This window comes from Caldibacillus thermoamylovorans (assembly GCF_000751775.1).
Taxonomy (GTDB): Bacteria; Bacillota; Bacilli; order Bacillales; family Caldibacillaceae; genus Caldifermentibacillus; species Caldifermentibacillus hisashii.
In genome coordinates this window covers 1-24,268 of the sequence record NZ_CCRF01000036.1, presented here as the reverse complement: position 1 = coordinate 24,268, position 24,268 = coordinate 1, and the positions used below count along the sequence as shown (strand labels likewise).

At 36.4% G+C, this 24,268-nt stretch carries 14 protein-coding genes, 15 tRNA genes and 1 pseudogene; 3 read left to right on the top strand and 27 right to left on the bottom strand.

Annotated elements, in window-relative coordinates; genetic code table 11:
• Window positions 1-52 precede the first annotated feature (52 nt).
• The 7 genes from BT1A1_RS18180 to BT1A1_RS05065 all read right to left on the bottom strand — a co-directional run bounded on the left by BT1A1_RS18180 (window position 53) and on the right by BT1A1_RS05065 (window position 13,448).
• Window positions 53-2,023, bottom strand: a complete 1,971-nt coding sequence (locus tag BT1A1_RS18180; protein WP_051989015.1) for a Zn-binding domain-containing protein — start codon at window positions 2,021-2,023, stop codon at window positions 53-55.
• Between the two features lie 142 nt (window positions 2,024-2,165).
• On the bottom strand, window positions 2,166-4,673 hold the full coding sequence (locus BT1A1_RS18175) for a DEAD/DEAH box helicase (protein WP_051989014.1): 2,508 nt from the start codon (window positions 4,671-4,673) through the stop codon (window positions 2,166-2,168).
• A 100-nt stretch (window positions 4,674-4,773) separates the two neighbouring features.
• The gene (locus tag BT1A1_RS05090) at window positions 4,774-6,891 is read right to left on the bottom strand and encodes a hypothetical protein (RefSeq protein WP_034768758.1); all 2,118 of its coding nucleotides are present in this window, start codon (window positions 6,889-6,891) and stop codon (window positions 4,774-4,776) included.
• A gap of 43 nt (window positions 6,892-6,934) precedes the next feature.
• Window positions 6,935-8,272 carry a hypothetical protein gene (locus tag BT1A1_RS05085; protein WP_034768756.1) on the bottom strand — a complete coding sequence of 446 codons (1,338 nt, stop codon included), beginning with the start codon at window positions 8,270-8,272 and terminating at the stop codon, window positions 6,935-6,937.
• 549 nt (window positions 8,273-8,821) lie between these two features.
• Window positions 8,822-9,772 carry a helix-turn-helix transcriptional regulator gene (locus tag BT1A1_RS05080; protein ID WP_231553293.1) on the bottom strand — a complete coding sequence of 317 codons (951 nt, stop codon included), beginning with the start codon at window positions 9,770-9,772 and terminating at the stop codon, window positions 8,822-8,824.
• 393 nt (window positions 9,773-10,165) lie between these two features.
• The gene (locus BT1A1_RS17370; RefSeq protein WP_051989013.1) at window positions 10,166-11,449 is read right to left on the bottom strand and encodes a DnaD domain-containing protein; all 1,284 of its coding nucleotides are present in this window, start codon (window positions 11,447-11,449) and stop codon (window positions 10,166-10,168) included.
• Window positions 11,450-12,128: 679 nt separating this feature from the next.
• A complete protein-coding gene (locus BT1A1_RS05065; protein WP_034768753.1) occupies window positions 12,129-13,448 on the bottom strand; it encodes a short-chain fatty acid transporter in 1,320 nt (439 codons plus the stop codon).
• A gap of 285 nt (window positions 13,449-13,733) precedes the next feature.
• Between BT1A1_RS05065 and BT1A1_RS18580 the strand changes: the two are divergent.
• A pseudogene (locus BT1A1_RS18580) lies at window positions 13,734-13,835 on the top strand (SDR family oxidoreductase); the annotation flags it as partial.
• 178 nt (window positions 13,836-14,013) lie between these two features.
• Here the strand turns inward: BT1A1_RS18580 and BT1A1_RS05060 are convergent.
• The 3 genes from BT1A1_RS05060 to BT1A1_RS05050 form a co-directional block, all read right to left on the bottom strand.
• Window positions 14,014-14,721, bottom strand: a complete 708-nt coding sequence (locus BT1A1_RS05060; protein ID WP_034768752.1) for a hypothetical protein — start codon at window positions 14,719-14,721, stop codon at window positions 14,014-14,016.
• A complete protein-coding gene (locus BT1A1_RS05055; protein WP_051989012.1) occupies window positions 14,705-15,253 on the bottom strand; it encodes an RNA polymerase sigma factor in 549 nt (182 codons plus the stop codon). Before BT1A1_RS05055 ends, BT1A1_RS05060 begins: the two co-directional genes overlap by 17 nt.
• Window positions 15,254-15,542: 289 nt before the next feature.
• On the bottom strand, window positions 15,543-17,522 hold the full coding sequence (locus tag BT1A1_RS05050; RefSeq protein WP_034768751.1) for an acetoacetate--CoA ligase: 1,980 nt from the start codon (window positions 17,520-17,522) through the stop codon (window positions 15,543-15,545).
• A gap of 616 nt (window positions 17,523-18,138) precedes the next feature.
• Between BT1A1_RS05050 and BT1A1_RS05045 the strand changes: the two genes are divergently transcribed.
• Window positions 18,139-19,332: an HD-GYP domain-containing protein gene (locus BT1A1_RS05045; RefSeq protein WP_034768745.1), complete on the top strand. Its 1,194-nt coding sequence runs from the start codon at window positions 18,139-18,141 to the stop codon at window positions 19,330-19,332.
• A gap of 147 nt (window positions 19,333-19,479) precedes the next feature.
• Window positions 19,480-20,664, top strand: coding sequence for a hypothetical protein (locus tag BT1A1_RS05040; protein WP_034768781.1), 1,185 nt, complete (start codon window positions 19,480-19,482; stop codon window positions 20,662-20,664).
• A 343-nt stretch (window positions 20,665-21,007) separates the two neighbouring features.
• Here BT1A1_RS05040 and BT1A1_RS05035 read toward each other — a convergent pair whose 3' ends face one another.
• The 17 genes from BT1A1_RS05035 to BT1A1_RS04960 all read right to left on the bottom strand — a co-directional run bounded on the left by BT1A1_RS05035 (window position 21,008) and on the right by BT1A1_RS04960 (window position 24,255).
• A complete protein-coding gene (locus tag BT1A1_RS05035) occupies window positions 21,008-21,547 on the bottom strand; it encodes a YdhK family protein (RefSeq protein ID WP_034768738.1) in 540 nt (179 codons plus the stop codon).
• A 415-nt stretch (window positions 21,548-21,962) separates the two neighbouring features.
• Window positions 21,963-22,046, bottom strand: a complete 84-nt coding sequence (locus tag BT1A1_RS19635) for a putative holin-like toxin (RefSeq protein ID WP_227092351.1) — start codon at window positions 22,044-22,046, stop codon at window positions 21,963-21,965.
• Window positions 22,047-22,388: 342 nt separating this feature from the next.
• Window positions 22,389-22,471, bottom strand: a tRNA-Leu gene (locus BT1A1_RS05030).
• Window positions 22,472-22,476: 5 nt separating this feature from the next.
• Window positions 22,477-22,550 (bottom strand) — tRNA-Cys (locus tag BT1A1_RS05025).
• Between the two features lie 8 nt (window positions 22,551-22,558).
• Window positions 22,559-22,630: transfer RNA gene (locus BT1A1_RS05020), tRNA-Gly, on the bottom strand.
• Window positions 22,631-22,634: 4 nt separating this feature from the next.
• Window positions 22,635-22,706, bottom strand: a tRNA-Gln gene (locus BT1A1_RS05015).
• 14 nt (window positions 22,707-22,720) lie between these two features.
• Window positions 22,721-22,796: transfer RNA gene (locus tag BT1A1_RS05010), tRNA-His, on the bottom strand.
• 17 nt (window positions 22,797-22,813) lie between these two features.
• A tRNA-Trp gene (locus BT1A1_RS05005) sits at window positions 22,814-22,887 on the bottom strand.
• Window positions 22,888-22,895: 8 nt separating this feature from the next.
• Window positions 22,896-22,977: transfer RNA gene (locus tag BT1A1_RS05000), tRNA-Tyr, on the bottom strand.
• 14 nt (window positions 22,978-22,991) lie between these two features.
• Window positions 22,992-23,067, bottom strand: a tRNA-Thr gene (locus BT1A1_RS04995).
• Window positions 23,068-23,215: 148 nt separating this feature from the next.
• A tRNA-Phe gene (locus BT1A1_RS04990) sits at window positions 23,216-23,291 on the bottom strand.
• 323 nt (window positions 23,292-23,614) lie between these two features.
• Window positions 23,615-23,691, bottom strand: a tRNA-Asp gene (locus BT1A1_RS04985).
• A 3-nt stretch (window positions 23,692-23,694) separates the two neighbouring features.
• A tRNA-Met gene (locus BT1A1_RS04980) sits at window positions 23,695-23,768 on the bottom strand.
• A gap of 143 nt (window positions 23,769-23,911) precedes the next feature.
• Window positions 23,912-23,987 (bottom strand) — tRNA-Val (locus BT1A1_RS04975).
• A 3-nt stretch (window positions 23,988-23,990) separates the two neighbouring features.
• Window positions 23,991-24,065, bottom strand: a tRNA-Glu gene (locus BT1A1_RS04970).
• A gap of 18 nt (window positions 24,066-24,083) precedes the next feature.
• Window positions 24,084-24,177 (bottom strand) — tRNA-Ser (locus BT1A1_RS04965).
• A 6-nt stretch (window positions 24,178-24,183) separates the two neighbouring features.
• Window positions 24,184-24,255: transfer RNA gene (locus tag BT1A1_RS04960), tRNA-Asn, on the bottom strand.
• Window positions 24,256-24,268 lie beyond the last annotated feature (13 nt).

Below are 24,268 nucleotides of genomic sequence, written 5' to 3'. Positions count from 1 at the left end.
CTGTCCCCAAAATTTTAGGCATTGTCGTAAAAAGAAGACAGGCTAATTATTTTTAAGAATGATGTGTTAAAATTCTTTCATTTATTCTTACATATTGTAATAAATCAGATAAATATTCATATGCAATTCCTCTTTGTAAAATATCATGATAAAACTGATTTTCAAAACTTCTTAAGCAACCGTAGCAGCTTGTATCTTCTGCACACCCACATGTACCTGCCACCTTTATTTTTGCATTTTCCAAGACTCCAATTAATTGTTTAGATATTTTCTTGGCATGACCTGCACCACCGGGAACATCATCATACAAAATGATGGACGTATTAATGAGATCCTCTCCACTTGCCCGATATAATGTTCCGCCAATTTCATTTCGAGCAATGCCAAGTTCCATACTCGCCCCTTCCATGATTGAGTATAAAAGAGACGGCCAAAAGCTCGTTTGGTTATATTTTTTATCAATAAGCGGCAACTTTATTTCAACAACATCCGTAATAAATTCATGACCTAAATGAACATGATATAAATATTTTGTATTTTCACATTTTTTACCTAGTCTTGTCTTATGCTCACTTTTTTGTTTTGTTTTCTTGCTATTACTTTCAAATGTTTTTGGAATAATATAACCACATTTTTTGCAAATTAAGTATCCTCTTCCTCCACCACTATTGACAATGACCATTTTTCCTCTTGAAGAATATTTGACATCTATTTTATGTGGTCCGATTTCAACTTCTTTTTGATATGTCTCTGTTAGTTCTAAGTCTTCATCTACATACGTATCAAATTTTACCCTTGAAGGCATTGGTTTTGCCTTCCTTCGCTCACCCGGATTTCCAGGAGCCTCATCTGCCCTTGTAGAAAATCCAAAAACGGGCTGGACATAATAAAAATAGTTTAAAGGCTCATTACAACATTTTTCCTCCCTATCTTCAAATGGTGTACCTAAGTCAACGTGATATGCGTATAATCGCCCACAATGTTTGCAAATGGCATACTGTTGGACCGGCCAGCCTTTCGATTTGTTCATATTTAATGCATAGGGCTTCCATACTTTTTTATTGGCTACAATTTCTGAATCTGGAGCAAATTCTGAAATAGCCAATTTTAAATCCCTAGAAATGTTCACTAATTTTGCATTCTCACTATTATGAAGAATATCCAAGTCAACAACATCCACAGGGAATCCATATTTCGGCAATACATTAGCTGAGGACAAAAAGCTTAGCACATTCTTTTGAAGATACGTATTTTGTATTTTTAAAATACTGTCACTCGGTCTTCGTTCACTGTCCAATTTCCTTTTTATTTCTTCCAATTCGTCAATTATTTCCTTTATATTTGCCTCAGCAATGACTAGTGCACCTTCACCATCTTTAACGAGATAATCCACCCATTTCCAATTATCAAGATCGACAAATGCTTGAATACTTTGAGATTTAGGGACAACAAATTTTAATGATTGTAAAATTTCTTCTGGCCGTTCATGTAACACTTCTTTCAATACTTGGACGGCACTTTTTCCACCTTCTCCTGAAATTTTCAGGAAATCATCTACCGTACCAAAATAACTTTCATACTTACGGAAAAACCAGGCAAATACAACAGAAAATATATGCCGCAGTACAATTTTCTCATTGTTTATCTCAATATATGGAGGCTTAATCATTCCTTTAATAATTTTTTCCGGAAATTGATAGTATGTTAAATCATGTGATCTTCTTTTTGCATAGGTAAGGGAAAATGCCGTTGATTCCGTACGTCTTCCGGCACGTCCTGCTCTCTGGATATAATTTGCTGTTTCCGGCGGGACATTTCGCATAAAAACAGCTTCCAATTGTCCAACATCTACCCCCATCTCAAATGTAGTTGAACAGCTTAGTACATTCACTTCGCCCTTTTCAAAACGGTTTTGTAGTCTGGAAGCATATTCACTTGTTAATTGGGCTGTATGTTCTTGGGCAATGAGGGGTAATGGTTTCATCTTTGAATATAATTGTTTATAATATGAAAATCTGTTCATGCCCTCTTCATATTCAACTAAACTTCCTTCACAGCGAAAAGTTGGGCATATTCCCCTTATATTACTTGATACGATGCTTCCACATTTGTCGCAAATGAATAATTTTTCCGGTTTTTTTACTTGCCATTTCTTATAGTTAAGCTTATATTGTTGCCAATTGTTTTAAGAGCCTTCTTGCCTTCTGTTCAACTTCTTCTTTTGAATAGCCTTTTTGCCTATACATTTTTTGGATAAAATCAAGCCTTCTATTAATTGATTTATCTTTTGGTAGCCAGCCAAGAATTTTATTCCCAAGTGAGCTATGCTCAGCCTCTATTTTAAAATAAGTTTCCCGATTTCTTGGAGAAAAGGCCGGATCTGTAATTGCAACTAAGTCGGGTAGTGTTATTGCATTCAATTCTCTTAACGTATTGAATAATACCTTATAAATTTCCCATAACTCATCAATTGTAAAATTTAATTCATTATGAATTCCAACGCTGTTTATATTGAGATTGGACCATTTATTCGGTTTCTCAGGGACAAATGAAATCAATCCTAGTCCTTCAAGACCAATCTGACGTTCTGAGTTCATAAATTCTTTTATCAAGATAGTTTGGATAAGCTTCTGTTTTTCAATATCGTCTAAACCAGGTTCAAAAAGATTTTTTTGTTTTCCATACTTCACAATTGCGTTCGTCAAACTATCAATTCGAATATCATCATACTCTTGGAGCTGATTAATCACTTGGATAATGGAATGCCGCCATAGAACATTGTTATACTTCGCTTGCAAATAGGATGCAAAAAATGCCGCTTCTTGCCGACTGTCTGAGAAAACTAATAATTTTCTACCTAATAAATTCTCATCAATTGACTCACTACTACGAAAGAAATCATCCTCTTCTAAAAGTTGCTTATTTGGTGGTATGCAAGGATATAATGCTCTTGTCAAAACTTCCGTTGCCGGGTCATCCGCTGTTCGAAACTGTTTAACTATATTTGGTGTGTGATTTCCACATTTCAAACATGTATTTACGGTATATTCAGCAATTTTTAATTTTAGTACTTTTATATATTTCTCTTCGGGAAAATTGCAACAATTTGTTTGTCGTTTTTTTCCAGCCTGTTCAATATGACCGCAAGCAGTACACAAAATATATTCATCGGTAGCAATTTCTTTTGCTTTATCGCTTCCAACAACAATTAATTCATCATCATCAACTGAAATTGTATGCATAGCCTCTTCAGGTTTACTCAACATGTAAAATTCCGGTTTACGCCTGTTCATTCCTTCAATATCTACATCAGCATCAGCATGCTCAAGTTTTTCATCTTTTGTCAGACCAACAATATATTCCTGACCGCATCTTTGGCAATTGGCCAGTTCGAAAGTTACAACCACATTTCCATCCGGCAATTTATATGATTTTCTTCTATCTAAAAATAATAATCTCTTTTTATAAAGCGATACATATGCACCTTCTAATGCTTTAACAAACACGTGGTATCTAGCAGGAAGCAATGGCATACTTTCTTGATCTTCTTTTGCCATTGCACATAGATTTACGAGTTGAACAATCGCTTCTAATCTTGCTTGATTGGAAAGATTTTCGTTTACAAAAAACTTTCTAGCTAAATCACTTAATAATTGCGGCTCGCTTTGTAATATCTCTTGTAATTGGATTACATTCAAATCATCTTTTAAAAAACTATATAACGCTATGTTATCTTTCGTTCTCTCTAACCCTGTATATTCTTTACTGCTTCTTTTTACTCCATGAATTTTCCGGTTCGTTAAATCAACCCGCTTTGATTCAATAATATCATCCGGATAAAAGGGTTCATGGAATAAATCGGTTGCAAATTTGGCTACTTCTTTGCGAGCATTTTTTCCACCACCTAATGTCGCGCTGGTCGCAATACAAGTTAAATGATTGTGTTGATAGTGAGATATCCGCTCTTTCAACTTTTGAATCAACATAGAAATTTCTGTTCCTTTTGCTCCGTTATATATATGTGCTTCATCGAGAACGATAAATTTCCAATGCTTGGCATTTTCACCAGAGAAAAATTCATTGTCTTTTGGCCGTAAGAGTAGGTATTCTAACATGGCATAGTTTGTTAACAAAATATGCGGAGGCGTTTTTCTCATTTGTTGTCTTGAAATTAATTCGTTTGGTATTAATTCAACATCAGGGTTGGTCTTATAAAAAAGCTCCTCTGCTTTTTTCTGTTCCTCTTCTGTCTCACCCGTATACCTACCGAAAGTGATATATGGATAATCTTTTAAAATATCCCTTAATCTAGCAATCTGGTCATTAGCAAGGGCGTTCATCGGATAAAGCAATAATGCCCGGACTCCATCCGTTAATGTTCCAGCTTCTTTTTCACGCATTAGTTCATTGAGAATTGGTAATAAAAAGCATTCGGTCTTCCCACTACCCGTTCCTGTTGCCACAATAATATTTCTTCCTTCAACAACCTTTTTAATAGCAGTTTCCTGGTGTATGTGTAACGGCCGTTCAAGAGGAAAATGATTTTTTAAAGCAAAAAATTCTTCGGAAATGACGCCATTAGCGATTAATTCCATTAAATTTTTCCCTTTAATAAAAGGTTGAGTAATTTCTATAAATGGACCTTTAACAAATTTTCCTTCTTCCCCAAGCATTTTTTTGCCTGATTCATTAAATCTTTATCTTGAAAGAAAAACATTGAACTTAAGTATTCGACATAGTCCTCTTTAATTTTTTTAGTCGTTGTAATTGGATTTAAACCCATGTATATCCCCGCTCCTTTTGCATATATAATTCAATAATAATGGAATCGCGATAGTATAACTTGTTACATTTTTCGATAGTATAGCCTAGTAGTTTTCGAAACTCCTTCGTTTCTGACATTAGGCCGTTGCGAATAAATGAGGCATATAATGCAATTAAACCAATATAGTATCCGATTTCATCAGCTTCTTTTCGTTTCGATAATGCTTGAAACACATCCATAAATTGTTTCTTTAAATGGGTATCGGAACAGATGTTTAATACTTCTACCAATTGTTCTTTCACGTGATTTAAATCTTTTTTTGTTTGTTCCCTCCATTCAACAAGTAATTGAAGCCTGGTCTTGCCAAAAATTTTTGTCTCTTGCACATCTTGTTGATTTTGGAATTCTCGTAAAAAGTCTGCCGTACTCTTTGAAAGGTTTCTTGGAAGCTGTATTGATTGATAAAGATATTGAAAGTATTGCTCAATATAAAGATTTTTCCCTAGATTTTCCTCAGAAAGAAATGAATGGTTTTCTTCACCAAATAAATCTTCTTCTTTTAAAATACGTATATCAGAAATTCCTGCCCAATTTAACCCAAACACTTTATTCTCTGATTGAATTAATTGAATAAATCCATATGCATCCTCATCGACTTTAGCTAGCGTTTGCATCTGTATTTCATTGATTTTTGGTTTACAAGTAAGATTGATACAATAACATTTTTGCAATAATTGTTTTTTATAGTCATTCGAAAACTTACTATCTAAAACATAACGAAATGCTTCATTTTTATTATCAAAAAATAAATCAAACACCGAATCAAAAATTTTTGAAATAACTCGTTTATCCACCCTTTTTGGAGGGAAACGGTTGTGTAAAATATATGCATAAGATAACATATTCATATCTTCCGGCATCTGTACTGAAAGATTTTTAATATCATTCTGTAATTTTAATAACCGTTTACTGGTAACTTTAGCTTTTAAAAACCTCGTTTTCAATATTTCGCTTAGTACTTTTTCCATAGGAGAGGTATCTTCTTCTGTTCTTCCTTTTATAATGCCTTTTTGGAAATTACTCAAAGTACATATGTCTGCTTCAATCTCATCAAAGAATAGGTTTTCTGATTCTTTTTGGATTAAAAACTTATAAATTCCCGGTTTAAGATGATTAATATTTATTTTTAATCTAGTCTTTTTATCATCAACCTTAAAATGATAGGGGGGATGCCAAGGTTTCACAAAGTTTACCATGACAATTTCTCTTCCGGTCTTTGTCCCTTCTTCCTCCCAGTCAATAATCACTTCATTTTCAATTTGTGTAAGTTTGCAATTGCGAATCACCATTTCATTTTGGAAACGGGCTACAATAAAACTTGCCGCTATATCTTCAGCACTATTTATTAATGACACCCAAAGATTGTAGTCCAAATGGGAAGCACCATTATTATTCCGGATTTCAAATAAATAGGGATTTAATGGTATTCTTAAACCTTCCTTATATGCAATTTGAAATTCATTTTCCAAAATTATTTGTAAGTCCGTATCTATTAATTGTAATTTTATCTTTTGAATGTCTTGGAATTGATGAAAACCGAATGCAAATAATAAATATGGGTCAGTGGAATTGGTAAAATCCTCCTTTGTTAATGTATACATTTTGCTTACGTATTCAATAACTTCATTTTCATCTTCAATAATTCCCCATGCAATTGGAAGTATGCTCAATTTTAAAGGCGTTTTAAAAACTTTTCCATTACAATAGTATTTATACTCGCCAATTAAGAAACGATCTTTTTCCCTTGTTTTAAATTTATAGACTATGTTGTCACCATTATTGATTTCATTAATTTTTTCTGCATTATAAACGTCTATTTCAACTTCTTTACTTGTTTGTATTGTTTGTATATTATTTTTATAACCATAAACATTATGTGGCCAATAGTCGTTTTGATTAAATAAAATTTTACTATTGGGAACAAATTCTATGAAAAACTTTTCATTAAAACCGGTTCTATTCCAGATTTTTATTTCATATTGGCCAAAAGCATCTTTTTCAATATATTCATTGAGTAGGATTTCCGAATGTCCGGATTTAACAATTACATTTAATTTCTGAAACACTGTGTTTTCAAATTGATATTTTATAACTAAATGCCAATCTCCATCACTTATTACACAGCACCCTTACTTTAGGTAATTTAGTATAGGTTCTTGAATTTTCTTGATCAAAAAGTGTCTTTCCTCCGATAAGAACAGGCTTATCTTCTGAGTTTACAGGAATATTGAAATGTGTACAACGCAGTACTTGGGTATTTGATAAATCAATACTATATACATTGTAATCAAACCATAGAGGAATTTGCGGAAATTCAAATATCGGTAAATTCCCCTTATCCAGTATTTTACGGTTATTCTTTAATATTAAAATAACGGAATAATTGGGAAGTGTTTGCTTTTTAATTAAATTCCCATTATGTTCAAAGGCGATATAAGAATGATTTACTCCTTGTATATCCCATTTTGAAATAACCTCATCATCAATTTTCAATGTGATCATATATGTGTTGGCCGGCTTCAGTGCATATATCTTTTCTTCAGATACGAAAACCCCATTTCTAATTAAAAAATCAGCTTTTATATAATACGTCGATCCATCCATTGAGATTTCCCAAATAAGGTATGGATCATAACATTCTTTGACAACGATACGAGGTAGTTCACAATAAACCCCAACTCCTTCAAGGTCTATTTTTACTTTAGGTGCGGTAATCTGAACTTTTTTTCTTGCTTGTAAGCTTTTCTTAACTTTCGGTTTTTCTTTCCAATTTGAAATTTGTCCAATCATTCGGATATAGTTTCCCGTATCAATTTCACCATCTTCATCATCCGAATCATATAAAATTAATTTTCGTGTGCTTTGAATAAAATTATATGCGTCTCTCTTGTCAGCTAATTTTAAATATCTTCTAACTGTAACCTCAGCCTTATTTTTAAAATAAGCGAGATAATCATCGACATCAAAATCATCATAAAAAGGATCATTAATCGTATTACTTATCGCCTCAAAATAGCTATCAAGCCCATTAATTGGGATACCTGCGTGACATAGAATGGGAGTTACATATCTAAACCCTTCTTCGCTTTCATTCTCAAATTTGTTTAAGTGGAATTTTTCTAATACATGTGAAAAAATATCATACAGTTCAGTCCGGCTGTATTGTCCCAGTTCTCCAAGATATTTTTCAACTGGCTCCCAAAATTTTCTTTGATCATATTCATAAACAGCACAAAAGACAACAAATACCGCAAAACATTCTTCATACTCACTTTTATTATTAATCTGAAATTTAGTTCCAAAAAATAATTCTTTTAGTTTTGCAGCCAGATAGTGAAAATCGTTTAAAGATAATGGTAAATCCCCTAATAACTGGTGTTTTGGAATTCGCATTGCCAGCTCATGATTCAACATACTTAATGAACTTCCTTCTTTAAATACATTCATTAAACCCCCTCCTGTAATTTCCTTTGTCGACATTTCTATTTGATTTGGTCATATTTTTCCAACATTCTTAAGTGGTTTGGCTATTATTCTTGAATACTATAATCTTCCCTTAATACTTTTTTCATAAACGTATCCTTTGCCTCTTGAATGAGATTGATGACAGTGTCCAAGCTTGTTCCTTCATATATTGGCATACCCATCTTTTTTTCTGGCTTCTTCTTTTGTTAGGATAGTAAGACCTTCCACTTTTGTCACCGGCACATTAAATTCTACTTTAAGACTATTCACTTTATTAACTATTTTTAAGATTCGGTTTGCTCCCCGATAAAACGTAACACCTGTTTTATTGTATTAAGGATGAAAATCATTTCCTAAAGTTCGCATTACCTTTTCCACTAGCTCTTCTCCATAATGATAAAATCTATAGTTTGTCGCATTTCGTTTCATATTTTTTTCCACTTTTCTTCTTTACTATTTATTGGCAATTTTTTCTTCAATTAAAAACTTTTCGTAATTTATTGAAATTCAATCTCCATAATTAAATTTCTGTTAGCTTCTATAAATTTCAACCCATTGTCGTAATCTTTCTTTTAACCGCTTTCGATATTCTTCCGGCTCAAGTATTTCTGCATCCGGACCATACTTCATAATCCACTGGATAAATTCGAGATCGTCATTCAGTGTCACTTCAAAGAGCAGACTGCCATCCGAAAGATCTGTTAGGGTTGGTTTTACATTGAATTCTTCTTTGATGTAGCGTGCGATATTTTTGCTGAATTTCACTTTAAAATTGATTTTTTTCTCACCTCGAATGACAGACCATGTGTACTGTAAATATTTTTCAAGATTGATATTATCTCTCATAAATGATTCGGCTAAAATTTCCACATCAAGAAAGCGGTTTAAACGAAAAGTTCGAATGCCTTTATTTTTATGGCAATACCCGATGACATATAAACGATTGTTTCGAGGGATAAGAAAATATGGATCGAGTTTTCGCTTTGTAGTGGCATTTCTGCTTTGTGTATGATAAACCGCTTCAATGGTATGCATGGATAGAACCGCTTCGGTTATTTTAGAAAGTATTGTATGCTCTTTCAATTCACTATGTAATTTTCCATTTTGAATAACCCTAGAGAAATCCGAAATGACTTTTTTACGTTCAATCTTTTCAGCAGCATGGGTTGCCATTACTTTTTCATAGGCAGAACGGAATACTTTCGTCTGATATTGTTCAGCTAATAATGCGGGAAGTAGGCGAAACGAGTTGTATTCATCTTCATCCCAATTCATCGGATAATGTTTAAAATTACCAATAAATTTATAGCCTTTTCCCCTCCCTTCATTAGAAATCGGAATGTTTGCTGCACTTAATAGTTCAAGATCCCGATAAATAGTCCTTTCCGTCGTTTCACAAACAGCAGCCAATTCCTTTGCCTTAACCCCCGGATGTGACTGGATTAATTGAATGATCCTGAGTAAGCGAATAAGCCGTTCCAAAACTATGCCCCCGATCTGTTTGTGGAATTTTCAAATTTATCATATCATATTAATGTGACAACGTGCTGTCAGAGAACAACTGTTTTTTTGATTTTTTTTGTTTTGTAAAGAATCGTTCATACTTTCATTAAGTTCTATTATCAATTTCAACATTCTTTGTAACCATTGATTGCCAAAAAATCAGCTCGACTTGCCGTAAACTTGGCATAAAGGGGTAAAGGGACCGATCCCTCGACCCAGGGAGCAGGTGCAGGGAACAGACATCGATGAAATTTAAAATTCCACAATTCCCTATGAAAAGTTTAAATGTCTAATTATCTCAACCGAACAGTGCCAGGTCCCTCATCCCATTTTTAGTCAATGTTGTTAAGGTAGGCTGCGGGACCTGTCTATCTATTCGTCTTCTCCGGCATCCATGTCGAGAATAAAGTTTCTTGGAATATCCCGTTCCATTCGGGGTTTTTGTTTTGCGCTCTTGTCCAGTCGTTCCCGATATTCCTTTTGTGCGGCACGAACCTCATTGATGGTTTGATAGCCTTTATCCACCCACCGGCGAAGAATTCCTTCCACGTAACTCCAATTTTTATTCCCGCTTTCGACAGCTATTTTCATCGCTTCTAAAACAAGTTCTTGGGACAAATCCTCACACCACGCTTGTATTTTTTCAAAAAGATACCCACTGATGGTTCCAAACCCGTTTTGTTCGAAAAATGTAAATGGGTTTTGTTCTTCTGCGCGCGCGTGCGTAACTATTACTACGCTTTTTTTCTCTGGGGTAGTCTCTGAAGTAGTCTCTGGTATTGCTTTGGTTATGTTTGTTCGTGCTAGTGCTAAGCTTGCACCCACGTACTGACCAGCTTGCTCACCCGATGTGGTCAAGTTGAATTTATTTTGATACGTGTGATTAGTTAAGTTTGGAACTATGTACTGTCCCGCTTGCTCACCCGATATGGTCAAGTTGGAATTATTTTGGTCGTTGTGTTTAGTCAATTTGGTCACCGTTTGGTCAGTGTGATTGGTTAAATTGGTGCCAGTTTGATTTGTCGGATTGCCTAAGTTAGCACCATTTTGGTTCGTGGGCTTGCTTAAGTTGGTATCCGATTGGTTTGTCCGTTTGCTTAAGTTGGTATCCGATTGGTTCGTCGGTTTGCTTACATTTGCATTCGTTTGGTCAGGTTGCTTATCGATACTCGGTGCGTTTTGATCCGTCAGATTGTTCTGCGTCGATGCCTTGCCTAAATTGATTCGATTTTGACTGTTCGAAGCGTCCGTGTGTGTGCCGTTATGCTGCTCGGTTGGGTCGCTTGTGTCAGTCCGCTTGCTGCAAAGGTCGGAAAGTTGCGCATCCTCATCCATCAGCGACTCCAAATACTCGTAATTAATCCGATACCATTTGGTTTTGTCCATCTTAAAACGATTATAATTTCCGGAAACGATTAAACCTTCCCTTTCAAGCTTCCCAATAATTCTCCGGATTGTACTCGTGGACCAAAATGGAAACTGCCTGTGCCAATCCTCGTATGTGTTATACACCCATTGATACCCATCGTATGTATGCTTGCTATCTGCCAGCCAGTAGTGAAGTTGTTGGATAAACAGCGCCTGATTCAGTCCAATCTTTTTCGCTAATGTCGGTAGAACTAAAATTGGACTTTCATTGATTAATAGCTTGCTCATTTTCGACTCCCCCTTGTAATTATCCTTTTATTAGTGTTATAGATTCCCTTTTGCAAAATGAACATAAGACTTTTAAAAATTTTTTGATAGGGAGGGTCACGGGGACAGGCATCAATGTAATTTAAAATTCCTCAATTCCCAATGAAAAATTTAAATGACTAATTATCTCCGCCGAATAGTGCCTGTCTTTCAAAACTAATAAATTAACGTATTGAGAGACAGATACCGTTTGGAAAAAGTGTTTAGTGAATCAAAACGTACCGGTGAGCTGCGGACGTCCATGGGAAAATCGAAAAGAGGTGCAACTAAATGATGCACCTCTTAGACATTATATTTTTACTTCAAATACAGATTATGCTTTTAACAGACTTAGTAATAGTGATAAAGATAATTTTGTAGATTTTTCCTCTTACGTAGGTTCGGTTCATAAAGAAGTAGCTTTTGTACGTTAACGTAAGAAAAGCGCAGAGCGCCCGCTTTGCGACGAGCTGAACATCCGCTTCCTCGAATAGGCTATGGCGCATGAGCACATTAAAGGGGGAGTTAGTTTCTCAGTCGCTGGCGCTCGGAGCTAGACAATAAAACTAATTCCAAGTTATTTACTTGTATTTTTATACTTTCTTATCTTTTAAAAAAGCAAACGGAAACCCACAAGCCTCTTTTCTGTTTGCCCATTATATTAGAAAAATAGAAAACCAATGGAAATCGGGATAAAGCTATAAAGCAAAATCATGACACAAAAACCCATGATATCCCGAATATGAAGCCCCGCAATTGCTAAGGCAGGCAATGCCCAAAACGGCTGAATCATATTTGTCCAAGCATCTCCCCAAGCAACACCCATTGCTGTTTTGGCAACATCAGCATTAATCGCCATTGCAGCATCAATCATAATTGGACCCTGTACGGCCCATTGTCCACCTCCTGAAGGGACAAAAACATTAATGATACCACCACTTACAAAAGAAATGAAAGGCAACGTATGTTCATTGGCTAAGGAGACAAACCATAAAGCAATTTGTTCAGATAGGCCGGATAACGTCACCATTCCCATGATCCCAGCATATAGCGGAAATTGAATGATAATCCCACCCGCATTTTTAACACCATTTGATACGGTATTTAGGAATTGCCTAGGTGTGTTGTGAAGCAAAATTCCTAAAAATAGGAAGATAAAGTTGACAATATTAATATTTAAATCAAAACCCTTCGTTGCAAAGTGATAGAAAATATAGGCCAGCCCCATTACGCCAATTAATAACGATATAATCCTACTATTTTCAAGCTTTTCGGCAGGTGTTCCAGGAGCTTTTTGGACAGGTTCGACTTCATCATCAGGCACGGTCCATTTTGAACGATCTTGATTAAGCGAGTCAGCATTTTTCATCAGGAACCGATTAAATATCGGCAATGTCAAAACCAAAGCTGCAACAATAAAAAGATTTGATGGACTAAATAATGTTTCATTTACCGGGATCGTTCCCATTTCCTTTTCCAAAAAATGACCCGGTGTTGCAATCGATAACGGAATGGAGCCGGACAATCCTCCATGCCAAACGAGAAATCCGCTGTATGCTCCAGCTACTAAAATACGAAAATCTGCAGAAGGTACTTGCTTAGCCACATGGATTGCAAACAATGCACCAACGACCAGTCCAAATCCATAGTTGATTAAACATGCGATTGCAGAAACAAAAGTCACAAGCATAATCGCATGAGCGGGTGTTTTTGCTAGTTTACTCAATCCGGCAAGGAAATTCTTGATCGCCGGCGCATTGGCTAAAATATAACCGGTTACAACTACCAAGGCCATCTGCATGGTAAAGGCAAGCAAATCCCAAAATCCGGTTCCCCAATGATTAATCATGTCAACCGGACCACTATCGGTAAAAATGATGCCGATTACAAAAACAAGAAAGGTAAGGATAATAGCAAAAAGAAAGGCATCCGGAAGATAACGCTGCACCAGCCGGTCAAAAAATCCCGTTAACGCTTTCAAATATATCACCCCTTTTTTAGTAAATATAAAAAACCATTAAAACTATTAAGCTTACTGAAGCCTTACTATGACACTATGCGTTCATTTAATAAAATATTCCGTAATGAGTATTTCAGAAAATGATTACAAAAGTTTTGAAAGCGCTTTATAATTTCAAGTAAGAAGATCCGGGGCGAAAAAAGTCTGATAGTGTCATAAATAGTCCATAGACTTAACCTAGGTCTATCACCTGCTATATTTAAAGAGCACCTCTCACTATATTAGTCAATTGTTTATTCCATTTTACCGGAAGATATCGCCTATGGTGCCGTATATCTGGCTTCTGATGAATCACGCTTTGTAACCGGTGCCGAATTTGTCATTGACGTTGGACAAATTGCGAAATAGGGGACAGATTTCTTGACCGAATATAGCCTAATAATAGTGCCTGTTCCTCAATGTTTACGTATGAACATACAGAGGGGCAGGCACTGATTTTCTGTGAAATCCATGGGGACAGAACCTTTTCCCCAGTTCTTTCCCATTGATTCTGGATCGCAGTGCCTGTCCCTCTGGCACGAAGGCATTACCGCCCCTCTGTCATTTTTTCCAATAAACCGCCATCACCAAACATACTAAACACTTGGATTTTTCCTTCGTCATTAATGTTAATTTGGCCGGTCACTTTGGCAGTATTTTGTTGATCACTGCCAGTTTTTTGAAAGCTAACTGTGACTGTAAAATCATAATAATTTCCTTCCATTTCTAATTTTTCTATCTTCAAATCATTCACTTTAAGCACATACCCGTACCAATCTGCTTGCATGAGAAATGTCAAACCGCTCGTATTTATATAATCTGTTAATCCTTCTTCTGTAAAATACGGTTTAAAATATTTGTCTGTATATTGCCTCAATGGATCCGGGGTGGATGTGATAATTCCGGAATTGACTCCCTCCCCTGTATCGGGCACTGCATTTTCCCAAGCATCCACTGCCTTTGAGAATTCCTTACTTGGTCCCGTGAGCATTTGGTTTAAGACCGTTTCAATCGTTTTTATATTTTTATCGGCCGGAGATGCTTGTTGCAGTCCGCCGGAATTCAGTGCAAGGAATAATAGCCACCCTGCCAATCCGATGAAAAGTAGTGCCGTTAAAAGTTTTGGGACTAAGTACGTTTTTTGTTTCTTGTGCACTTTCATCAAAAATTTCGTTTTATCCTCTTCCCGAACTAAAGGTTCTATTCCAATGATTTCATCCATGGCCATTTTTAATTGCTCATTCGAATTCTTCAAAACCATCGCCCCCTAACTGTTCCTGTATTTTTTTCTTCCCACGCATAATTCTTGTCCGGACCGTGGATTCCGGTATTCCTACAGCCTCACTAATTTCTTTAATGGTAAAATCTTGGTAAAACCGCAAAACCAATATTTCCCGATATTTGATAGGCAGGGAAAAAATACATTGAGCAAGTTGCTGATAATATTCTTTTTTCAGAACCTGGGTTTCTGCGGATTGTGAAGTTTTTATCAAATCAGATTTTATGCCCGGCGAAAATATACGGTTGATGGGCGAACGTAAATAATCTTTACATGTATTAATGGCAATCCGATAAAGCCATGTTTTCAAGGAGGATTTCCCTTGAAACTGTCCAATATTTTGATAAACTTTTAGCAAAAAGTCTTGAAAAAGATCATCAGTTTGAGCGTAATTTTTTACATACGTGAAAATCAGTCGCTTAATTCCCTCTCCGTAGTAATCAATAATGTAAACGATGGCTTCTTCATCCGTTCCGCGAAAAATAAAGTCCTCTACTCGGCGTTCCACTCCTTCTCATCCTTTCTGTATTTTTTCATTAGACGATTGATATATGGAAAAAGTCCCGTTTTTATAAAATTATATTTGGAAATATAAAGAAAACTCGGCGACTGGCGAGCCTTAAGGCGATGGCAGAGCCGTAGTTGCACTTATGCGTTAGGAAAGTAGAAATTGAAAAATTTCCACTTTCCTATTAGCTAAAAAAAGCCCACGGAGTATTTTTACGCGGGCTTTCTTTTAGTATTCACATACCGAACAGTTTCAAGCACTGTTCGGTTCTGAGACAAGGTACCTGTCCCTATGACTCTTTTTTAAATTGAATAAAGTAATTTAACGAATCCGGATTTGCCAATGATCCTTTGTTCACTGCCTTTTCCACAGGTACACCCATCAAAATTTTTTTAATGGGCACTTCTAGCTTCTTGCCATTCAACGTTTTCGGAACTTCATTCACAGAATAAATTTCATCCGGCACATGCCTAGGTGAGCAGTTTTGACGAATCGTTTGATTGATTCGTGCTTTCAGTTCGTTTGAAAGTTCAATCCCGGGCTTTAACACGATAAATAGCGGCATATAAGAACGCTCCTCATCCAACGGGATATCCACGATTAAACTATCATCTACTTCGGGAATACTTTCAAGCGCACTGTAAATTTCACTTGTCCCCATTCGAATGCCACCACGGTTAATCGTTGCATCGGACCGTCCATAGATGATGCAGCTTCCCCTATGTGTAAATTTCACAAAATCACCATGCCGCCAAACATCCGGAAAAACATCAAAGTAACTTTCTTTATAACGTTTACCGTCCACATCATTCCAAAAATAAATTGGCATAGAGGGCATCGGTTTCTTAATCACAAGCTCACCGATTTCTTCAATGACTTCTTCTTCATTGTCATTAAGCGCTTTCAAATCTGCTCCTAATGCACGCGCTTGCAATTCTCCTGAATAAACCGGAAGCAATGGACATGGTCCGAGAAAAGCTGAGCAGACATCTGTACCGCCACTTGTCGAAAACAGCCATACATCTTCTTTAACATGTTCATACACCCATTCAAATCCTTTTTCAGGAAGTGGAGAACCGGTTGAACCAATGCTCTTTAAATGGGATAAATCAAATTGTTCCTTTGGTTTCACGCCTGCTTTTACACAAGCCATAATAAAGCTGGCACTTGTCCCGAATGTGGCAATTTTGGCTGATTCTGCAAACTTCCACAATGTTTCATAATTTGGATAGCCGGGATTCCCATCATATAAAACAACGGATGCACCGGTAAGCAACCCTCCAACAACCACATTCCACATCATCCAGCCAGTCGTTGTATACCAAAAAAACCGATCACCCTTTTTCAAATCCGATTGCAGCATCAGGAATTTCAAGTGTTCTATTAATATGCCGCCTTGACTTTGCACAATCCCTTTTGGCTTTCCGGTTGTTCCTGATGAATATAAAATCCATAAAGGATGGTCAAAAGGAACATGTTCAAAAGTTAACTGAGCCCGAGCATTTTCTTTTAAAATCTTATCCCATTGGGTTGCATTCTTTAACCCGGACATATCCGGCTGATCTTTAAGATAAGGAATTATTATCGTTTCATTTAATGTCGGCAACTCCGCTTGAATTTGTTTGACCAGTTCAAGCCTATCGTATTCCTTTCCGCCATATTTATATCCATCGACCGTAATCAATACCTTTGGCTCAATCTGCTTAAACCGATCAATAACACTTTTCATACCAAACTCCGGTGCACAGCTTGACCAAACGGCACCGATGCTGGCACATGCTAAAAATGCCGATAATGTTTCATGAATATTCGGTGTGTAGGCCACGACTCGATCCCCGGGCTTAATGCCAATCGACTTTAAATGTTGTGCGATGGAAGCAGTAGTTTTTTTCAGTTCTGCCCAAGTTAATTCCCCTAAAGGACGTGTTTCGGATTCATAGATGACAGCCACATTTTCAGGGTCTTCATTGCGAAAAACATGCTCGGCATAATTTAATGATGACCCTAAAAACCATTTTACATCCGGCATTTTCCCACCTGATATAACCTCATCATAGGGCTTAGATGACTTTATTTTGAAAAAGTCCCAAATGGCCGACCAAAACCCTTCGATATCAGTTACGGACCAATTCCACAATTCATGATACTCTTCAAATTTTAACCCCCTTGTTTTCCCCAACCATATCATGAATTCCCTCATGTTCGAATTGTCTTTAAATTCCGGTGAGGGTACCCAAAGCAATTTTTCATTCGTCTTTTCAATCTTCATTTTATCCCTCCCAAAAACTCCCCTTATAAATAATCATTTTAAAAAATTTCATTATAAAATATTACTACATTAGCAGTAATTTTATGTTTATATTACAATGAACAATGAAAACAGTAAATAATTTTCATACATTTAAAATGTTACTTTATATCAAATTAATCACGTTAAAGCTTTACTATTTTGGTTGAATGGCTTCCTTATAAAGAGATTTATATTTTCGTAACGTAGAAGCAGTGACTTGAGGCTGCCCTTCCCTATTTATTTTCCTCGTTGAAGCAATCTTGGTGGCATATAAATTGTTTGAATTTTGGAGAAATAAGACCATTTTACCAGCAGGATTTGATCCTACGTGATGATTTTTGCTCCTTCTTCAATATTATTTGGTACAATTAGCATCGTTTTGATGAAGATGGTAAACAAATTTTAAGCGGCAAAGGAGGACTGACCGAGATTTAGGCCAACGGGTATATCATTTGAAACACGCCCAACTTCTAGGATTGCAGATAACAGATAAACAAATGACAATTACCGACAAAAAATTGTACTTAATAATCGACATGATTGTCCTAATATTGTATAATTTTTAATATAGTGTAGAAATTAGAGGAGCACCATTATGCAAAAAAAAACACTAAAAGTCTCGTTGTTATATGAAGAAAGACGAGCAACGATTTGGTTTTTATATATATTCTATGTTTTATATTTTTCATATGATTTAGTATATTACTATTTTTTACCGAAATTACCATGGTTCACCCATCTACCATTTAATGTATTAAATTACTTTATGTACTTAATATTAACTATTCTGCTCCCAATCTCTATTATCTTGTTAAAAAGAAATAAACCTGGTTATATAAAGTATATCTACTTTTTTAATTATACAATTATAGGCGGAATCATAGATATTATATATTACAATTGGAATAACTTGCCGTATACTTCAGGAAATATAGTTGAAATCGTTATTATTATTTTTTCGCCTATATTTATTAATAAAAAATATTTTTACATAATTTTTACCGGTACAATTGCTAAACTATTAATCACTGGAATAATTTTGAAAGACTCTATTGTTTCTATACCATCTATTCTAGTATTTATTCTAGGAATTATTTCCTTTATCATTCTCCACCGTTTTTTAAGTTATGTGGAAGCAGTAAAAACTGGCTATAACCAACAATTAGATGGCATTGTTAAGGGAATTATTACCACTTTAGAACTGAAAGATCCGTATACTCGGGGACATAGCGAAAGAGTTGCGGAATATGCACAAATTCTCGCTAAAGAATCCAATCAATTCAATGATGACGAATTAAAATCATTTTACTATGCCTGTTTATTACATGATATCGGCAAGGTTAATATTCCTGATACAATATTGACAAAACCGGGCAAACTTACGAAAGAAGAATTCGAATTAATCAAAACCCATCCCATCGTCGGTGCTAAAGCTGTGGAGGATGTGGAGGGGATTGCTGATTTTATGGATGTAATATTACATCATCACGAGCGTTGGGACGGTAAAGGGTATCCTATTGGTTTAAAAGGAGACACCATTTCACTTGCCGCAAGAATTACTGCGATTGCAGACGCTTTTGATGCAATGACTTCTTCAAGGTCTTATCGCTCTGCCTTACCGCTTCAAGTAGCCTATAATCGAGTATTAGAAGGAAAAGGCACTCAATTTGATCCGCAATTGGTAGAGCTTTTTATTAAAGTTTATCCATCATGGATAAAAGTCTATGATTCTTATAATTATAAAAACAACATAAAAGGAGGTGTTATAAATGAAAATCCGCAAACTTAAAAAAGTTAAAACAACATGTTGGTGGTGTTCTCATATTCCATGGCCCCTACGTTAATTTTCTATGGGTGTTGGCCATCTTTGTCCAGCACCCATAGAAAATCGCTATTTTTAAACAAAATCCAATTGAAAAAACTCGGTGGTGAAATCATGAACTTAACCTTGAACACTATATTGAAATTATATCCAGTATCAATAAAAAAAGATAAAAAAAACTATATTATCGAGGATACTATTTCAGGGGACTTCTATGAAATGCCTAAAATTTGTGTGGATGCCATCGAGTTTATTAACCAAAAATGGACACTTGGCCAAATTGAAGCTGAGCTGAAACGGTTATATCCGGATGAAGAAGTTGATGTAATTAATTTTGCCAAACAATTGATTGACTTTGGACTTGTCAAAGAAATCGACGGAATTGAACTTAAAGTAGAAAAATCAAATTTATTAATGTCCGGTTTTTCATGGATTTCTCCCCGCTTTAGCCGGCTGTTTTTTCATAAACATTCCAATATGATATTTATTTGCCTCATCATGATAAACCTACTGCTTTTTCTAACTAACACGGAGCTTATACCTTATTATGAAGATTTATTTTTGTTTGATTCACTTATCTTTAATATGGTTACATTTTCTTTTATTTCGCTTGTCATGCTTGTTATCCATGAATTTGGTCATGTACTAGCGGCGCGTTCGTTTAATTTGCCCGCAAAACTCGGTGTTGGCCATCGGTTCTTTTTGGTTGTTTTCGAAACTGACTTAACATATGCATGGAGACTTTCCCCTAAAGAGCGAAATACTTTATATATAGCTGGATTGTACTTTGAACAGTTTATTCTGTTTATTGTACTCTTAATCAAGCTTTTTATTACTGTTCGGGATCCTATTTTATCAGGGATTCTTAACTTTATTATTCTTGACTTGTTCTATAAAGCGATTTATCAATGTTGTTTTTTTATGAAAACCGATATCTACTATATTTTTGAAAACTCCTCGGGTTGTTATAATCTTCTGGAAAACAGCAAGACCTATTTAAGGCAGCTATTTTCAACTAGTAGAGATAAAGGACAGGAACTATTCGAAAATGAAACAAGGATCGTGAAAGTTTACAGCATCTTCTATATTATTGGTGGTATGCTCATGATAACTTTACTCATTTTCTATATCATCCCGCAAATGTATACGTTTCTAAAACAGGCGATTATGAATCTCGTTAATCCGGTAGATCCGACGAATATCATTGATTCTGTCCTTTTCCTTGGATTATTTTTCATTACATCAAGTCTTTTACTCTACTCTTTGATAAAGGAAAATCGGCGAATACCGAGCTCTTAGGAAAGAGCAATCCCGTAGTTGCCTTAAATCGTAAAATTTCACACTACATCGGATTTGTATCTTTGTTGGAAATGTATTACTAGAAACACCAACATCCAGAAAATTTAAGCTAATAAAATGAAACATATACACTGATTGTATGTGAACAAATTGGACCTTTACGAGCAGTTTAATCTCCCACCATCTTCTTAATTAACTCGAATTTTTGAGGTGGGAGTCTTGACATGCCGTTAACTGTGGGATAACCAAATGAATTTGCCTGTTCCCCAGTGCGCTAACGTATAAATATGAATTTTTTGATGGCAGACACTTGACCTCTGTGCAACGAATTAGCTTTTCCCATTCATTTTTTCATGAGTGATAGTTCATCTTCCGTCACCCATTGATAATTTTTCACTTCACTACCTGTTTTGGTATTTAAAAAATTCACCATATAAACAGTTGTTGGTTTTGCCGATTCAATTGTTGCTCCTGCCCCATCCATTCCTTCCGCATGATCAACATGTAATAAAACATGATCACCAGGTTCAAATGGGGCGATCCCAGCATTACCGATTTCTTCATGGATCACCCATTTATAATGTTTCACAGGATCACCTACCGTTTTCGGAATATATGTGACTTTGTATGCCGTTGTTTTATACGCTCCTACTATCGTTGCTGTTGCTCCTTCCATTCCTGGCATATGATTAGCATTTATAATAACTTGACTGCCAACAGGATAAGTCGGAGTTTCATCAGCCCTTAAGTATTTAGGAACTTCTGATGAACTCGAAACATTCATATATACATTAGCATCATTTTCTTCTGCTATCCCTTCATTTTCTGCACAACCTGATAAAATTAGAACGATAATTAACATATTAGCTCCAAAGAATTTCATACACCCCATCCTCTCTTTACTGAATACAGCCATTCAGTTTAGTTATTCCCCCTCTTGGCATAATTCTTTCACAATAAGATGCTTTACTCGATTTACTATTGATATTCCAATACCGTTAAATGTCAAAAATACAGGTAGAAATATTGATTCTGATACGTTGTTTACAAGATTACAGTATGAGCAAATTATTTTTGGGCAAAAATTTTAGCCTCTTCATTAGTGAGCGATTTTTTTCGATCACTATTTGTCAGTTTAAGTAAATTCAGTTATAATATAGATAATAAATAGCATATATTAAAAAAGACCGTGGGTGCTGGTAACACTCACGGTCGAAGCAATCGTTGGTCCCTACAAGAAGGGTATCAGCGTAATAAGTAGTAATCCACCTAAAGTTGCTGACGGTCTCAAGGGTGGATTACTTTTTGTTTATTAGAGATATGACAGATACTATCAAGCAGCCAAATGCGATCATTAGCGTTAAAGCTTGAAACGTTGTCATCATAGGCATCGCCCCCTTCCATTACGGGGTAATGCTGACCACCCTTGAGATTACCAAACTAATTGCTGAAATAATTATAACATAAATACGAACATATGGTCTATATATCTTTTTAACTAATTTTTGAAGGAAAATAGGCTAGTAAAAACGGCTCTATGTTTCCCTTCCTTGTTCATTCTTTCATACATAGTTTTCAGGAAATCTTAGTAACCTTCCCCACACCATCACATTTAATATAGAGACTTAAAATCCACAACTCGAAGTCAAGTCATCTATTAGGCATAAAAAAAAGAAGTTTAAACTTTACTAAAGTAGTTTAAACCTCTTCAATAATATTATGAGTGCCGATGGTGGGAGTCGAACCCACACTCCACAAGGGAACACGATTTTGAGTCGTGCGCGTCTGCCAGTTCCGCCACATCGGCAAAATTGGAGGCGGCAACCGGATTCGAACCGGTGATAAAGGTTTTGCAGACCTCTGCCTTACCACTTGGCTATGCCGCCATATTTGAAGCGGAAGACGGGATTCGAACCCGCGACCCCCACCTTGGCAAGGTGGTGTTCTACCACTGAACTACTTCCGCACAGCTGGGCTAGCTGGATTCGAACCAGCGCATCACGGAGTCAAAGTCCGTTGCCTTACCGCTTGGCTATAGCCCAATAAAGTTATATAATGGGGCGATCGATGGGAATCGAACCCACGAATGTCGGAGCCACAATCCGATGCGTTAACCACTTCGCCACGACCGCCATTACTAATAAAATTATGGCAGGGGCAGCAGGAATCGAACCCACACTGGAGGTTTTGGAGACCTCTGTTCTACCTTTAAACTATGCCCCTAAAACAAGTGGAGGGGGACGGATTCGAACCGCCGAACCCTGAGGGAGCGGATTTACAGTCCGCCGCGTTTAGCCACTTCGCTACCCCTCCATATAATAAATGAATGGTGCCGGCCAGAGGACTTGAACCCCCAACCTACTGATTACAAGTCAGTTGCTCTACCAATTGAGCTAGGCCGGCATTATTATTGTTTTACTATACAATCTTCAACTTTTTTGTTACTCTTCTAATTCTCTCAATAAAGTTTTATGGGACAATCTGACCCGTTGTTATGTTATGAAATCCTTTGCCCTCTTTAACAATTGTGTTAGACTGGGAAATTACATTATGGTGGCTCGGGACGGAATCGAACCGCCGACACAAGGATTTTCAGTCCTTTGCTCTACCGACTGAGCTACCGAGCCTTATTAATATTAATCGATTGTATCCTATGTTCTCATTTCAGAAAGCTTATTCAAGAAACAGTTCGATTGATAAGGTGATGTAATTTCAAAATTGCATTTTCAATCCTTTGTTCTACCGACTAATCTGCTAAGCCTTATTGCATATATCCCTTCGGTTCAACCCTACTTTAAACCATGCTATACAAACTGTTAGGACAAGCAATATTTAAAATGTTGATTTGCTGATCTTAATCTATATAAGTTTGATTAGCTATAAAAATTATAAGGTTTTTTAAATTTTAGTTCAACTAATATTAAATCATTTATGAACAATATTTATGAAATGGCGGTCCGGACGGGACTCGAACCCGCGACCTCCTGCGTGACAGGCAGGCATTCTAACCAGCTGAACTACCGGACCAAATTGCGGGGATAGGATTTGAACCTACGACCTTCGGGTTATGAGCCCGACGAGCTACCAGACTGCTCCACCCCGCGATAATATTATTTATTTAATATACTCTATGGTCTAAATTAGCACCAGACTGTCGCTATTTCAGATGGTAATCCAAGATGTTTGCGAAATTGGTGCAGGAAAAATACAATGCCCGTTGTTCTGTCCTGTAAAGAGTATAATTATATGGTGGAGGTTGACGGGATCGAACCGCCGACCCCTTGCTTGTAAGGCAAGTGCTCTCCCAGCTGAGCTAAACCTCCAAATGGTGACCCCTACGGGATTCGAACCCGTGTTACCGCCGTGAAAGGGCGGTGTCTTAACCGCTTGACCAAGGGGCCGGTAGTCATAACTATGTATGGCGGAGAGCAAGGGATTCGAACCCTTGAGACAGCTTTTAGCCGCCTACACGATTTCCAATCGTGCTCCTTCGACCAACTCGGACAGCTCTCCAAATGACTCCGCAGGTAGGATTCGAACCTACGACCGATCGGTTAACAGCCGATTGCTCTACCACTGAGCTACTGCGGAATATTATAAACTA